The organism is Sunxiuqinia indica (assembly GCF_009847015.1).
GTDB lineage: Bacteria > Bacteroidota > Bacteroidia > Bacteroidales > Prolixibacteraceae > Sunxiuqinia > Sunxiuqinia indica.
On record NZ_WVEM01000007.1, the window covers coordinates 137404 to 151947 of the forward strand.

Annotated in this window: 16 protein-coding genes; 5 read left to right on the forward strand and 11 right to left on the reverse strand. The window is 41.5% G+C overall.

Going from position 1 to position 14544, the window contains the following annotated elements; genetic code table 11:
• Nucleotides 1–56: 56 nt before the first annotated feature.
• On the forward strand, nt 57–626 hold the full coding sequence (locus GR929_RS12085; RefSeq protein ID WP_159520147.1) for a DNA-3-methyladenine glycosylase I: 570 nt from the start codon (nt 57–59) through the stop codon (nt 624–626).
• Nucleotides 627–856: 230 nt separating this feature from the next.
• Here GR929_RS12085 and GR929_RS12090 read toward each other — a convergent pair whose 3' ends face one another.
• The 4 genes from GR929_RS12090 to mnmD all read right to left on the reverse strand — a co-directional run bounded on the left by GR929_RS12090 (nt 857) and on the right by mnmD (nt 3465).
• On the reverse strand, nt 857–1219 hold the full coding sequence (locus GR929_RS12090; RefSeq protein WP_159520149.1) for a DUF3127 domain-containing protein: 363 nt from the start codon (nt 1217–1219) through the stop codon (nt 857–859).
• Between the two features lie 95 nt (nt 1220–1314).
• A complete protein-coding gene (locus GR929_RS12095) occupies nt 1315–2010 on the reverse strand; it encodes an FKBP-type peptidyl-prolyl cis-trans isomerase (protein WP_159520151.1) in 696 nt (231 codons plus the stop codon).
• A gap of 118 nt (nt 2011–2128) precedes the next feature.
• On the reverse strand, nt 2129–2740 hold the full coding sequence (locus GR929_RS12100) for an FKBP-type peptidyl-prolyl cis-trans isomerase (RefSeq protein ID WP_201300990.1): 612 nt from the start codon (nt 2738–2740) through the stop codon (nt 2129–2131).
• 62 nt (nt 2741–2802) lie between these two features.
• Nucleotides 2803–3465: a tRNA (5-methylaminomethyl-2-thiouridine)(34)-methyltransferase MnmD gene (gene mnmD / locus GR929_RS12105; protein ID WP_159520153.1), complete on the reverse strand. Its 663-nt coding sequence runs from the start codon at nt 3463–3465 to the stop codon at nt 2803–2805.
• Nucleotides 3466–3651: 186 nt separating this feature from the next.
• Between mnmD and GR929_RS12110 the strand changes: the two genes are divergently transcribed.
• A complete protein-coding gene (locus GR929_RS12110; protein ID WP_159520155.1) occupies nt 3652–4266 on the forward strand; it encodes an L-threonylcarbamoyladenylate synthase in 615 nt (204 codons plus the stop codon).
• A gap of 38 nt (nt 4267–4304) precedes the next feature.
• Here GR929_RS12110 and GR929_RS12115 read toward each other — a convergent pair whose 3' ends face one another.
• The 5 genes from GR929_RS12115 to ruvX all read right to left on the reverse strand — a co-directional run bounded on the left by GR929_RS12115 (nt 4305) and on the right by ruvX (nt 10302).
• A complete protein-coding gene (locus GR929_RS12115; RefSeq protein ID WP_159520157.1) occupies nt 4305–5753 on the reverse strand; it encodes a TrkH family potassium uptake protein in 1449 nt (482 codons plus the stop codon).
• A gap of 12 nt (nt 5754–5765) precedes the next feature.
• On the reverse strand, nt 5766–7100 hold the full coding sequence (gene trkA / locus GR929_RS12120) for a Trk system potassium transporter TrkA (RefSeq protein ID WP_159520159.1): 1335 nt from the start codon (nt 7098–7100) through the stop codon (nt 5766–5768).
• A 126-nt stretch (nt 7101–7226) separates the two neighbouring features.
• A complete protein-coding gene (locus tag GR929_RS12125) occupies nt 7227–9206 on the reverse strand; it encodes a ComEC/Rec2 family competence protein (protein ID WP_159520161.1) in 1980 nt (659 codons plus the stop codon).
• Nucleotides 9207–9313: 107 nt separating this feature from the next.
• Entirely contained in the window at nt 9314–9883 is a 570-nt protein-coding gene (def, locus tag GR929_RS12130; RefSeq protein ID WP_159520163.1) for a peptide deformylase, read from the reverse strand.
• Entirely contained in the window at nt 9880–10302 is a 423-nt protein-coding gene (gene ruvX / locus GR929_RS12135; RefSeq protein ID WP_159520165.1) for a Holliday junction resolvase RuvX, read from the reverse strand. The genes def and ruvX overlap by 4 nt, the downstream gene beginning before the upstream one ends.
• Before the next feature lie 206 nt (nt 10303–10508).
• Between ruvX and GR929_RS12140 the strand changes: the two genes are divergently transcribed.
• From GR929_RS12140 to serB, 3 genes are all read left to right on the forward strand, one after another.
• Nucleotides 10509–11258 carry a hypothetical protein gene (locus GR929_RS12140; protein WP_159520167.1) on the forward strand — a complete coding sequence of 250 codons (750 nt, stop codon included), beginning with the start codon at nt 10509–10511 and terminating at the stop codon, nt 11256–11258.
• Between the two features lie 652 nt (nt 11259–11910).
• The gene (locus GR929_RS12145) at nt 11911–12315 is read left to right on the forward strand and encodes an OsmC family protein (RefSeq protein ID WP_159520169.1); all 405 of its coding nucleotides are present in this window, start codon (nt 11911–11913) and stop codon (nt 12313–12315) included.
• Between the two features lie 89 nt (nt 12316–12404).
• Entirely contained in the window at nt 12405–13628 is a 1224-nt protein-coding gene (gene serB / locus GR929_RS12150) for a phosphoserine phosphatase SerB (protein WP_159520171.1), read from the forward strand.
• A gap of 179 nt (nt 13629–13807) precedes the next feature.
• Here serB and GR929_RS22090 read toward each other — a convergent pair whose 3' ends face one another.
• Together GR929_RS22090 and GR929_RS12155 are read right to left on the reverse strand one after the other, a co-directional pair.
• Entirely contained in the window at nt 13808–14020 is a 213-nt protein-coding gene (locus GR929_RS22090) for a GDCCVxC domain-containing (seleno)protein (protein WP_317162833.1), read from the reverse strand.
• Nucleotides 14021–14081: 61 nt separating this feature from the next.
• Nucleotides 14082–14453, reverse strand: coding sequence for a heavy-metal-associated domain-containing protein (locus GR929_RS12155; RefSeq protein WP_159520173.1), 372 nt, complete (start codon nt 14451–14453; stop codon nt 14082–14084).
• Between the last annotated feature and the right edge of the window lie 91 nt (nt 14454–14544).

The following is a 14544-nucleotide window of genomic DNA, read 5'->3' on the forward strand; positions in this document are numbered from 1 at the left end:
GGGCTTGTTTTTCGTATTTTTAGCTAAATTTTGAATTTTTAACAAAAACCGAACCTATGGAAAAGAGATGTGACTGGTGTTTGAGTCATGATTTGTACATTGATTACCATGATAAAGAATGGGGTGTACCTTTACATGATGACCAAAAGCTATTTGAGTTTTTACTGCTGGAAGGTGTTCAGGCTGGTTTAAGTTGGTTAACCGTTTTACGCAAACGCGAAAACTACCGTTTGGCTTATGACAACTTTGATCCGGTAAAAATTGCACGCTATGATGACGTTAAAATGCAAGAGTTGCTTCAGAATGCAGGGATTATTCGCAATCGGCTGAAAGTGGCAGCAAGTGTAAATAATGCCAAGCGGTTTCTTGAAGTCCAAAAGGAATTTGGAACGTTCGACAACTACATCTGGTCGTTTGTTAATCACAAACCCATTGTCAATCATTTTGAAACCCTTGCAGAGCTTCCTGCAAAAACGGATCTTTCCGATAAAATCAGCAAAGACATGAAAAAGCGTGGTTTCAAATTTGTTGGTTCAACGATTATTTATGCCCACATGCAGGCAACAGGAATGGTTAACGACCACCTGACGAGTTGTTTTAGGCATGCTGAATTAACTGAAAAGTAGTAGCGTAGATAGCCTGGTTGCATCGATGTTCTTGAATGAAAGAGCCTGTAAAAAACAAGTTGTGTTGCCGGGTTAAATCAAACAAACATGTGAAGATTCTTGCGAGGGGCATTGTAGGCAATTTCCATTGGATACCTGCTAAAAGAGCTGACCGTCTCAAGAAAATTTGGAGACGGTCAGCTAATATTGTTATTTGTAATTCGATACTTGTATTAACAACAAGCAAGTTGTTAAAATGGTAAGTCATCTTTATCGCCTGCTTCCGGCGGAATATCATCGGGCGAAAATTCTGGGGGAACATCTTGAGAAGCTCCCGGAGTCAGCCGGTCAATGCGCCATGCATTGATATTGTGATACCATCGTCCGTTAAATTCACGCGATTCTACCGAAAACGATACGTTTACATCCTCGCCGGAATTCAGTCCTTCGAGAAGCGAAATTTTATCATTAAACAAGGTAAAGCACACTTGCTTTGGAAACTGATCATCGGTTTCCAAAACAAACTCCCGTTTTTTCCATTCTTTCCCGGCTTTGCTTACGCCGGAATTTACATCCAAAATTTGGTTTATTTTTCCTTTTACTTCTAAACTCATCACTTCAATTTTTTTTCGATTTTCAAAAATAGAGATAAAAAAAGACCCCTGAAAAGATTCTTTCAGGGGTTTTCTAAAAAGTTTTCAAGAATTGTTTATTCAACAATTTCTAAAAGTTCCACTTCGAAAATCAATGTTTCGTTTGGACCAATATCAGCACCGGCTCCACGAGGGCCATAGGCTATTTCTCCTGGAATATAAATTTTCCATTTTGATCCAACAGACATTAATTGAAGAGCTTCAGTCCATCCCGGAATAACCTGACTAACACCAAAGGTTGCAGGCTCACCGCGCTCTACTGAACTGTCAAATACAGTACCGTCCAGTAACGTTCCGGTGTAATGAACTTTTACTTTTTGATCGGCAGTCGGTTTCGGTCCGTCGCCTTCTTCGATCACTTCGTACTGAAGACCACTTTCGGTTACCTGAACGCCTTCTTTTTCTTTATTTGTAGCAAGGAACTCTTCGCCCGCTAATTTGTTTGCTTCACCTTCAGCATCCGCCAGGTTTTTGAAGTAAGCCTGGATGAATGTACGTGCATCTTCAATGGTCATTTTAGTTTCTTCACCCTTTAATTGTTGCTCAAAGGCGGTGATTAAAATATCCGTGTTGAAATCATCGGAACCTGTAGATTCCAATTGTTGCTTGTTTTGATCACCAACTAATACTCCAATGGCATAACTAGCCGAATCGGCAGCGGTTGCAAGGTCTGCATTACGAGAACCTTGTGGTTGACAAGCTGCCAATACTAAAATAGCAGCTAGTGCAAAAAGAATTGATTTAAATTTCATGTGATTTAAATTGTTTGTTTTTCGATGGCATAAGATGGAGTTGGCTTTTTTTATCGTTGCTGATAAGGTGAAATCCATGCTCATGCTCATTGCATGTTTGAATGTTTATATGAAATAATTAGACAATTTCCAGTAATTCAACTTCGAAAATAAGCGTTGAGTTTGGTCCAATAGCACCACCTGCTCCACGCTCACCGTATGCTAAATCAGAAGGTACAAACAGACGCCATTTTGATCCTGTCGTCATCATTTGAAGGGCTTCAACCCAACCTGGAATAACACCGTTTACAGGAAATGTTGCTGGTTCGCCGCGTTGTACGGAGCTGTCGAAAACAGATCCATCGATCAGCGTACCATGGTAATGGCACTTTACCTGATCGGCAGGACTTGGTTTTTCTCCATCTCCTTCTTCAAGCACAGTGTACTGCAACCCACTGGCTGTTTCTATTACACCTTCTTTTTCGCGATTCTCGGCCAAGAATTTCAATCCTTCTTCAAGGTTTTCTTTTCCCTGGCTACCTTGCTGCTTTTCCATGAACTCCTGCAAGATTTTGTTCGCCTGTTCGGGCGTTAATTTAGGCTCTTTGCCTGTGAAAATATCTTCGAGAGCCAGCATGAAGTTGCTTGGATCAATTGTTTTTACTCCTGATTGAATGAGGTTGCTGGAAACACTTAATCCCAATGCGTAACTAAATTCTTCCAACTCTCCATTAAATTTCTTTTCTGACATAAAATTCTGTTTTTTTTATAAAGGGTACGAAGATAAATGATTTTTTGCGATATCCCTGATGATCAATCGCCTTTCTCTCCGTACAGGATATGTTTCTTCCCCGGAGGCCCTGCCAGTCGCTGCATTGCGAAGCCATGTTTTTGGAGCGAACGTCTGACATCTCCTTTGGCACAGTAAGTTGTGAATATTGCACCGAGACAACAATGAGCACTTATTTTTTCAAAAATGGCATCAGTCCATAAGTCGGGTTGCTTGTTTGGAGCAAAGGCATCAAAGTAAACTAAGTCGAATGTTGGTAGGTTTGAAAAGTCGATTGTTTTTAAGTCGCCATTTATTTTTGTCAGGCTGAAGTTTTCCGCTAATTCATGTGACTTTTCCCATTCGCACTGGTGCATTTGAAGGAATATTTGTTGGATGTCAGGCAAATGATTATCAGCATAGTTTAGTTGGCTGTATTCCTCTTGGCTGAGTGGGAACTTTTCCAGCGAATAGTAGTTAATTACCTTTTTATCCCGATTGAGAAAGCTGAGTAGGGCGTTAAGTCCGGTGCCAAACCCAATTTCTAGTAGGTTTAAAGGCGATTTGGTGCAAGCTTTCAGGCCATTTTCAATAAATACATGCATGCTTTCTTGTATGGCTCCGTGTACGGAATGAAAGTGCTCATCCATTTCGGGAATATATATGGTATGCGATCCGTCGTCAGTGAGTTGGAGGGTTCGTTTCATAGGCGTGTTTCGAGTTCTGAGTTTTAAGTTCTTTTATAATTGAAACCGATTGAAATACACTAGGTTTTTATCCTTAGTGCTTTTCAATCTTGTAATTTATAGTTGGTTTACAGCACGGCGAATTTCGTAAAAATATTGTTTGCATTGCTATTTTTGTTTTACTTTTGACTGATTCAAAAAATTGTCATGCTAATAAAACTGTACGAAGAAAATCCCAACCAACGTGAAATTGAGAAAGTGTTGGAAGTACTCCGGGGCGGGGGGATCATTATTTATCCGACCGATACGGTTTATGGAATGGGTTGCGACATAACCAATGCGAAAGCGGTTGAAAAAGTTGCACAGTACAAAAATGTGAAGGTCGAAAAGTCAAACATGTCCTTTATTTGCAGTGATTTAAGTCATTTGTCTGACTATGCAAAACCAATTTCCAATTCTGTGTTTAAGCTATTGAAACGCAATTTGCCTGGGCCTTTTACCTTTATTTTGGAAGCGAATTCAAATGTTCCGAAGTACTTTAAAGGGAAGAAGAAAACGGTTGGTATTCGTGTCCCTGATAACAACATTATCCTTGAAATTGTGCGTCAACTGGGCAACCCGATCCTTTCAACTTCAGTACATGATGAGGATGAAGTGTTGGAATACACAACTGATCCGGAGCTGATTCATGAAAAGTTTGATGGATTTGCTGACTTGGTGATTGACGGTGGTTATGGAGATAATAATCCGTCAACAGTTATTGATTGTACTTCTGATATGCCTGTAGTTATTCGGCAAGGTAAAGGAATTGTTGAAGAATAGTTAGCTCGTTTCAGCTAAGCCTTTTCCGGCGATTTCTATTATTTTTTCCAGAATGCAGGAGAGAAAAGCACAAGCACGGTAAACAGTTCCAGGCGTCCCAACAACATCAAAAACGATAAAAACCATTTTCCCGCCGGATGCACATGATGGAAATTTTCAGCAGGTCCAACATTCCCGAGTCCCGGTCCTATATTTCCGAGCGATGTTGCAACTGCTCCCATGGCTGATTCCAGATCAGGTTCAATAAGAGTAAACAGAATTGTGCTGATAAAAAAGATGATGAAATAAATCATAAAAAAGGCAAGCACATTGGTGATGATTTGTTCGGAAACAGCTCTTTTGTTGAAGCGCACCGGAATTACAGCATTCGGGTGCAGAAGTCGACGAAGTTCGTAATAGCTGTTTTTCATCAACAAAACCACGCGCATAATTTTTATTCCTCCGCCAGTTGATCCGGCGCTCCCTCCGAAAAAGAAAAGTGAAAAAGTGATGATCGTCAAAAAAGGCGTCCAGCTAAGGTAGTCGGCTGTGGCATACCCGGTTGTTGTGATAATAGAAACTACCTGAAACAGCGAGTCCCGGAATGCCAGCTCAAAATCCATTTGAGTTGTAATAAGCAAACCGCTGAAAATGATGGCTGTAAAACCAACAACAAACAATAGGTAATATTTGAATTCTTCGTTTTTGAAAACTTTGTCAAACTTTCCATGAATAGCAAGGTACGAAAGCGTAAAGTTCATGCCGGCCAGGAACATGAATAGCGTGATAACATACTGAATAAACGGTGACGACCAGTAAGCAACAGAGGCTTGTTTGGTGGAATAACCTCCGGTAGCCATGGTGGTAAAAGAGTGGTTGACGGCATCAAACAAAGTCATGCCTCCAATCCAAAGTAAGATGGTTTCGGTCACCGTGAATCCAAGATAAATTATCCACAGGCTTTTCGCTGTTTGCTGGATTCGGGGACTAATTTTATCTGGTGTTGGGCCGGGAACTTCGGCGGCAAACAGCTGCATACCTCCAATTCCAAACACCGGCAGAATAGCTAACGACAGAACAATGATTCCCATACCTCCGAGCCATTGGGTCATGCTTCGCCAAAACAGAATACCATTGGGGAGTGATTCAATATCATTTAAAATAGACGAACCGGTTGTGGTGAAACCCGACATGGTTTCGAAAAAAGCATCGGTCAGCGAAGGAATGGAATGACTAATTAAATACGGAAGGCTTCCAAAAAATGAAAAAATAACCCAAACAAGACTGACAATAATAAAGCCTTCGTGTTTCCCAATTTTCTTGTCAGCTCCGTTGGTTGCTAAAAGAGTCAGCGCACCAACTCCCATGCTGATCAATGAAGAATAAAGTAAGGGTAATAGTCCTGCATCGTCATATATTGCAGAAACGCCCATCGCTATGAGCATCGAAACGCCTTCAACAACTAATAAAAAACCTAGTATTCTGAAAATTATCTTAGCGTTGAGCATACGGGCAAAGCATTATTTGAAATATTTGTCGAGCTTTTTTATTGCTGATGGAAGGGCAAACACAACGACTTTGTCATTTTCCTGAATATGCGTATCGCCTTTTGCAACAAAGCCTTTTGATCCGCGAACATAGCCTCCAATTTTAGCATCATCAGGGAAGTCCAGATCTTTTATTGGTAACTCTGTGATTTTAGATCCTTCTTTAGCGATAAACTCAAAAACTTCAGCATCAGACGCCGTCAAACATTTGGCCTGTGCCACTTCAGCTCCCAATGTATATTTGTAAATATAGCTTGCCGCAATGAGTTTTTTATTGATGATGCTACCAATATCCATGCTCTCGGCAATTCCCATGAAATCAATGTTTTCAACTTCTGCTACCGTTCTTTTGATTCCGAGCGTTTTTGCCAGATGGCAGGATAAAATATTGGTTTCAGAGTTTCCGGTTACCGCAATAAAGGCATCCATTCGTTCAATTCGTTCTTCCTTAAGTAGATCCATGTTTCGTCCATCTCCTTGAATAACCAAGACGTTTTCAAATCGGTCGGCCACTGTTTGGCTCCTGACTTTGTTGCTTTCTATGATCTTGATATTATAACTGTCGCCCAGGCGCTCTACTGTTTTTTGGGCAATTCTACTGCCTCCAAGTATCATAATATTTCGAACCGGAAAGATTTCTTTTCCGGCGAGCTCGAAAACACGGTTTTGATTTGCTCTGGTGGTTATAAAGAAAACAATGTCACCATCGTGAATCGTATTTTTTCCGTATGGAATAATGGTTTCACTATCGCGGTTAATGGCTACCGCACGAACATCAGAGTTGATGTAGGAAATTTCTTCAAGCGATTTATGCAGAATTGGTGCATTTTCCCGGATTTTGATCCCCATCAGGATCAACTTTCCCTGTGAGAATTCGATTAGCTGACGAGTTCCTACCTGTTTAACAGATGTCGCAATTTCTTTTGCTGCAAGGCTTTCCGGATAAATCAACTCATCAACTCCAAGCTTTTTGAGTTTTTCTTTATACTTTTCGGTTAAGTATTCACCTTGATTGATGCGAGCAACGGTTCGTAGAACCCCCATGTCTTTTGCCTGTACACAGGCGAAAATGTTGCGCTCTTCGTAGGGGGTTACAGCAATAAATAAGTCCGCCTTCGAAAGTCCTGTTTCTTTCAAATCACGAAATGAATTAGCGTAGCCTGTTAAGGTGAGCAGATCCACTTGACTGGAAATATGATGCAGCTTATCAGCATCTTCATCCATTAATACAATGTCGTGGTTCTCCTTGCTAAGCATCTTGGCAAGGTGAGTTCCTACTTCACCGGCACCTACAATAACAATCTTCATATTTTGTCACTCTTTTTCAGAATTCAGCCCGGTAAAGTAAAGTATAAAAACTACAATTTCCACGAATTTATGCTTGTTTTTCGTGTGCGTTACCAATAACTTAAAAGCACCGCGATTCGTAAATTGTTAAAAGTCAGCAATAAATGTTTCGGGAACTGATAAGTTATTAAAATCTAAAATCTTACCTTTCTCCAACGCCGAATCAATTGTTGTTTTAAAAGCCAGATCCGAAAAAAGGGACTGTTGATCGTTTTTTTCCGGATTCTCCAGACCTGTCTGTTGTCGGTTTACCTTACGTTTTTTGTATTGAAAGGTTTGATTAACAAACAGAACTGTCCGTTTGTCAATGATCAAATCGGGAGTCGAAAAATTCTGACAGGTATCGAGTTGAATTCTAGTTGGAGAATCCAATTGAAGTTCTCGGATAGCATGCGGAATCGATCGGTATTCTTCCTCTTCATTTTCAGCATAAATCAGGTAGTTTTTGCGGCCATTAATTAAATGCAGACACTGAGCCGAATTATAAATGATGCATTTTGTTTGATTAAACAACGCCACTTTCTGGCTGAAGGCAGCGATTTGAAAGAACAGGAAAAAGGATACTGCCACAAACAGAAATTCTTTCCGTTTAAGTTTAATGAAAAACATGCCTGCGATTAAACAGGCCAGCAAAGCGCTTAACTGCAATGCTGAAATACCAATATTTTCAATCAGTGAATTTGGAATCTGATCAATTTCCCTGAGCAGCAACAGCGTCACAAAAGTAGCTGATGACAATACCTTTGCAAGGGCTGCTGCCAGCCAGTTTACCGGTGAAGCAATGAAAAATAAGACTGTGCTGGCCAAGATGACGTAGGCTGCGGGTATCACGATAAAATTACTGAGCCAAAAGAAAAGAGGAAACTGGTGAAAATAATAAACACTTAACGCGAAGGTGCCAATTTGTGCTGCCATCGAAACACAAAAGAGTTGCCAAAACCAATTGATCACTTTGTTTTGGGGCGACCACAATAATTCTATTTTGGGGAAGAAGAAAACGATACTGGTAACGGCCGCATACGAAAGTTGAAAGCCCACCTCAAAAATTAAATTGGGGTTGATTAGTAAAAGTAAGAATGCCGAAGCAGCAATTGAATTATAGATTGATGCTGGTCGGCGAAGGCTGTTGGCGACAAGGATAAACGAGAACATGACGGTTGCTCGTTGCACCGACGGCGAAAAGCCTGTAATTAGTGCATAGCTCCACAAGAGTAGGACGATGATGATGACAAAGGTCATTCGTCCCAGCTGAATTCGTTTGAGAAAACCAAGTGCGTAGGTGAGAAATAAGTAGATCATTCCTACGTGTAAGCCGGAGACCGCCAAAACATGCATGGCCCCGGTTGAGGCAAAGTAGGAGCGGGTTTCGGGCGACAGCTCTTTTCGGTAACCCAGTGTTAATGCCGAAATGACCTGTCGTTGTTCATCGTTTATAATGTGTTTTTTGAGTTGATTGATTAATTGAAACCGAAATCTTTCAGCAGCAAATGGAATGCCGGAGGCTTTTTCGGTTATTCGTTGATAATCTTTCGTTGGCAAATAAGTGCTGTAATATACTTTTCGATTGGCCATAAATGCCTGATAGTCGAAAGCAAAAAGGTCGTTTGAGTTTTGTATGCGCTGGATTCTGGCTTGAGCAACTAACTGGTCGCCCGGCTTTAGTTGAAGAACAGACATGTCTTTTTTTAGATAGACAATTATTTTTTGCTTTTCGTAATACGATGAGTCGGCCTGGTTAATTTGAATTACACTTTGGTAGGAATTGGTCTTTTCGGTTGGATATTCCAATACCGTGGCTACAAAATGCTGTTTTTCGTTTCGGTTGGGAATTGACGGGCGACCGGCTGACAGAAAGGCCAGCAAGGCGAAGCAGCTGGCATAAAAGGCTGACAAGTAGCTGCCAAACGGGTACGTTTTGGTTTTTAATTTAGCCAAAACGAGTACCGCTAAAATGATGCAGATGATTACTAGTAAAAGCTTAGCCTGAGGAACATAAAAGCCCAGCATCAAACCAGTAATCCAAAAACTTAAAATTTTTGTAAAGGGGTTATTTCTGAAAAAGCTCACAGTCAGCTGTTTTTATACTGACTACGGGCAAATAATATGATTAGTTTAAGCGGAGCGTAATTTTTTGATGAACGCTACTGTTTGGATGATAAAACCACCCGTTTTTCTTACGAGCCTATTTTTTTGCCAGGTAAAACAATGCGGTATGAAGTCCGTACTTTTCCTTTCGAAATAGCTGTTAGTTTGCTTTTAAGCAAACGTTTTTTCAGTGGGTTGAGGTAGTCAATCAACAAAACTCCATCCAGGTGGTCGTACTCGTGTTGGATCACACGGGCTGCAAAACCTCCGTATTCTTCGATATGCTCAACCCGGTTCTCATCGAGGTACTTAATTTTAACCCGTTCCGGGCGGCTAATATCTTCGCGGATTTCCGGCAGGCTTAAACAGCCTTCGTTCATAACCCATTCGTCGCCGCTTGTTTCCAGAATTTCGGGGTTAATAAATGCTTTTTTAAACCCTTCCAGTTCGGGCTCTTCATCAGCAATATGGCTCGCATCAACAACAAATATGCGGAGTGATTTACCAACCTGAGGAGCGGCCAGCCCAACACCTTCCGAATGGTACATGGTTTCGAACATGTTTTCAACCAGTTCTTTCAGTCCTTCAAAGTCTTCACCAATTGGTTGAGCTACTTTCCGCAAAAGCGGATCTCCATATACAGTTACCGGATATATCATGATCTATATTTTTGTTGTTCCATGTACGATTGAAGAATAATTGTTGCACTTACCGCATCAATCGTTCCTTTGTTTTGTCTGTCTTTCTTTTTTAATCCCGCGTCAATCATGGTCTGAAATGCCATTTTTGATGTAAAGCGCTCATCAACCTGCTCGATGGGCATGTCGGGATAAAGCTTTTGAAACCGCTTTAAAAACGGATTGATATACAAAACGGCTTCAGAGGGCTCATTGTTCATCTGAAGTGGGTACCCGATAATGACTTTTTCGACTTGCTCTTTCTGGAAATAGTCTTTCAGGAAGTCGAAGATGTCATGGCTGCGAACCGTTGTTAACTTCGATGCAATCAGTTGCATCGGATCGGTAACAGCCAGACCAACGCGCTTTCGGCCATAATCGATTGCCAGTATTCTACCCATTTCATTTAAAATTTGTGCAAAAATAATATTATCAACCCAGAATGAAAGCTCTTATTCAAAAAAGATGGTTGTTGGGGCTGTATGTAAGATGTTGAAATTTAATTTGATGTGCTTTTGGCATGAGGTTTGCTTGTCATCAAACAACTGATTACCGGTAAATGCAGGCACCAGATGAGACATTTATAAAACATTAAAAACTGGAAGCCATGAAAACAAAAAAGATGAGACTGATTGCATTGATGATTACACTTGCGGCAGTCATGACAGGAGTTAACGCAGAGGCACAGCGTAGAGAAACAGGTTCTGATAGCAGACGAACCTACAAGCAAAGTAAGCAGTATAACGACCGCAATAGCAGGAAAAGCGACCATCGGGACTATTCGACAGCCGACCGGAGCCGGAAGCCTCGAAATGATCAGCGGGCCTATCACAAGTCCGATCGAAATAACAGGCACGATTGGGATCGAAATCGTTCACGAGACCAACGGAGTTATGCCGATCGGAACAGATATAACAATCGGGATGATCATTGGAACCGGAACAACAGAGACAGCCGAAACGATCATTGGAACCGGAACAATAAAAAGTCGTACCGCTACAGTGAAAAGTATGGCAACAAACATTACAAGTATGATCGCCGCTACGAATATCGTCACCCAAAATACGGACGGGTTTATTCTCGCTTTTGTGAGAACCCGATGAGAATCAGACATCAGCACGGCGATTATTATTTTTATGGTGGTCACTATTATCGCCATCATCATGGAGTTGGTTATGTACGGGTAGAATTCCCGACACATCTGGTGTTCGAACATTTACCATTTCATTGCGATCGGTTTTGGGTAGGAGATCATTTGTATTACCGACATGGCGATTTGGTATTTGAACCATATGGATATGGCTACCGGATTGCACCACGCATTAATCTCGGAATTCATTTCTCAGCCCATTTTTAGTCAATATTTAAATCATTAGCGTCCGGTTAAATCTGGCATTCATTAACCCCGGGATTAATCCCGGGGTTAGTCATCGCACCAAGCGTCCGAGCTTTAGCCCATAGCTTTATTTTTCCCGGATATCAGTGATTTTAAAATTAATCAGTCAATTTGGTAAGGCAGTCTCAAAAGTAAGTTTTGGGGCTGCTTTCTTTTTGTGCTAATAAATGGCGATGTTGAATTACGCTACGAGCGTTAATTAATTTTTTTTTGACGACAGCAAAAAGAAGGTGCCCGGAAACTGAGTCGACAGCGGGGAAAAAAATAATTCAGCCTGGAAACTGAGTTTCCGGCCTCAAAAAAACGTGTTCATCCCGGAAACCGGGTCGACAGGCTAACGAAAAACCGGGGAAGCCGGAAACCGGGTCGACAGCAAGAAATTAATTTCGTTTAAGCCGAAAACCGGGTCGATTGGACGAAATCAAATGCATTTGAGGCGGAAACCGGGTTGACCGGAGGACCCGGATCGCAAGCGTAATTTCCAGGTGTCGCCCGTAAGCCGGTACTGTTGGCATTGCCTGTGTCACGACTTGTTTCGGTGCAATCGGTAAGCAAGTTTACCTTCGCATGCTTTTATTTTTGTATTTTTGCCGAAACTCAAAAATACAACTCAATGGTTACAATAAAGACCACTTACCTTGGCGATTTGAGCACTGAAAATATTCATGTGCAATCGGGAGCAAAGATTATTACTGACGCACCTTGCGATAACCGCGGAAAGGGGCAGTCGTTTTCACCAACAGATTTATTGGCGACATCGCTCGGGAATTGCATCATGACGATTATGGGTATCCATGCAATGGATCATGGAATTGATATGGTGGGAACACAGCTTGAAATTACGAAGATCATGGCCAGTGATCCGCGTCGTGTAGCAGAGGTGGTTGTCGAGTTTTTCTTTCCGAAGAAGAATTATACGGACAAAGAAAAGCAGCTGATTGAAAGCGTGGCCGGTAAAAGCCCGGTTCCGTTGAGTTTGCACTCCGATTTAATACAAACAATCAAGTTTAATTGGTAACGATTTTAGATTTTTGAGGCATCAATCGGGTTGGCTTCAGGTAATTTATTAAGCTTTCATTCTCTTCCCACTAAATATGGAACCATAGTATGCATAAAGGACGCGAAATTATTCTACTCAATATATCGGGCGCTGATAAAGCCGGATTAACGGTGTCGCTAACAGAAATATTAGCGCAATACGAAGTAAATATTCTGGATATCGGGCAGGCGGTTATTCACGAACATCTCGGATTGGGTATTTTGTTTGAGTTATCAGCAAAGGCCGATTCTTCGCCAATATTGAAGGATTTGTTGTTCAAGGCGCACGAACTGGGACTGAAAGTGAAGTTTACACCCATCACCGAGGCGAGGTATGAAGAATGGGTAACTCACCAGGGGAAAGAACGTTTCATTGTAACGCTGCTGGCACGTAAATTAACTGCCTTGCAGCTGGCAAAAGTAACTTCAGCTATTTCAAAACAAGGATTAAACATTGATATTATCTCACGCCTGTCAGGGCGGATTCCGCTCAACGATGATAAGGGAAATGTTAAAAGTGTGGTTGAATTTTCGGTTCGTGGAACCCCTCACGATAAAGAATTACTAAAACGGACGTTTATCGAAATCAGCACCGAAACCGGTGTCGACATTGCTTTTCAGGTTGATAATATGTACCGGCGCAATCGTCGTTTGGTGTGTTTTGATATGGATTCCACAATTATTCAGGCTGAAGTGATTGATGAATTAGCCCGCAAGGCCGGTGTTTACGATGAGGTAAGCGCGATTACTGAAGCCGCTATGCGCGGGGAGCTCGACTTTAAAGAAAGTTTCGAGAAGCGCATTGGCTTGCTAAAAGGACTGGATGTGTCGGTCATGAGTGAGATTGCCGAGCAGCTGCCCCTCACCGAAGGGGCTGAGCGTTTGTTTCGGACACTTAAAAAGTTTGGCTATAAAACGGCGATCTTGTCGGGTGGGTTCAACTATTTTGGCAACTACCTGAAATCGAAGCTGGATGTCGATTATGTGTTTGCCAATGAACTGGAAGTGGCCGACGGCAAATTGACCGGGCGGCATGTGGGCGAAATAATGGATGGCGAGAAAAAAGCAGAAATGCTGAAATTATTGGCCTTCAAAGAAGATTTACATTTGGAGCAGGTTATTGCCGTAGGAGATGGATCGAACGATTTACCCATGATTCAATTAGCGGGCTTGGGTATCGCGTTTCATGCCAAGCCCAAAGTTCAGGAAACTGCTAAAAACGCCATTTCCGAAGTCGGTCTTGATGCGCTCCTTTATTTAATTGGTTTTCGTGATCGGGAAATATACGATTAAAGCAAAGTACAGTCGATCAGGAAAAACGTTCGCTTATTGCCTATGATTAAAATTGTTTCTTTAGAAGCATTCGTGTCCGGTTAAAATTTCGAATGATGGGCTAAATCCCGCGTCATATCTGGCATTCACTAATCCCGGGGGGACTAAACATGCTCGTTTTAACTGTATCGTTGTGCATGTTACGTACCACAATTTTCACCTTTCTGCATCGACGGGCATTTTACCGTTCCGAATGAACAATAGACACAACAATCTCCCTTATTGGGTTGTATTACCGTTTTGCAGTTTGTACACTCATAAAAAAAGCAGCACGCATTTTCGGGCATAATTTCTTCCTGCTGAAAGTGACAAACCGGACAGGTGATTACTGACTTTAATCGAATGTTTTTCATGGAGTTAAATTAAAAGAAAGAGCTGCCGGTAAATCTTTACGGCAACTCTTTTTCTTTACGATTAATGCTTGTGTCCATCGTGAGATTCTGCTTTTTCTTCAGCAGCACGATCGTATTGGCAGCAGCCGGGAAGTTCATTGTAAACTTCGTCTTTTGCTTTGTGCATCTTGGTGTCGTGCCCGGCTTTTGCAATGGCCATATGCACTTTATGTACATCGGTTTTGCTATCGTCCAGCGTTACTTCCACCATTTTGGTTTTTTTATCCCAATCGGCAGCTGATACACCATCAACCGACTTCGCTGCTTTTTCGATGCGTTTTTCGCACATACCGCAGTTACCGTACACTTTAAATTTCTCTGTTTTCTCTCCTGCAAAAACAACCGCAGTCGTCATCAGGAAAATTGTTATCAATCCAAAAAATTTTGCTTTCATAATTGTTTAATTTTTAAATGGTTACTATTTGTTTTTATCCTTGAATTATATCTATTAAAGAACACGCAATTATCATACCTTTATGTCTTAA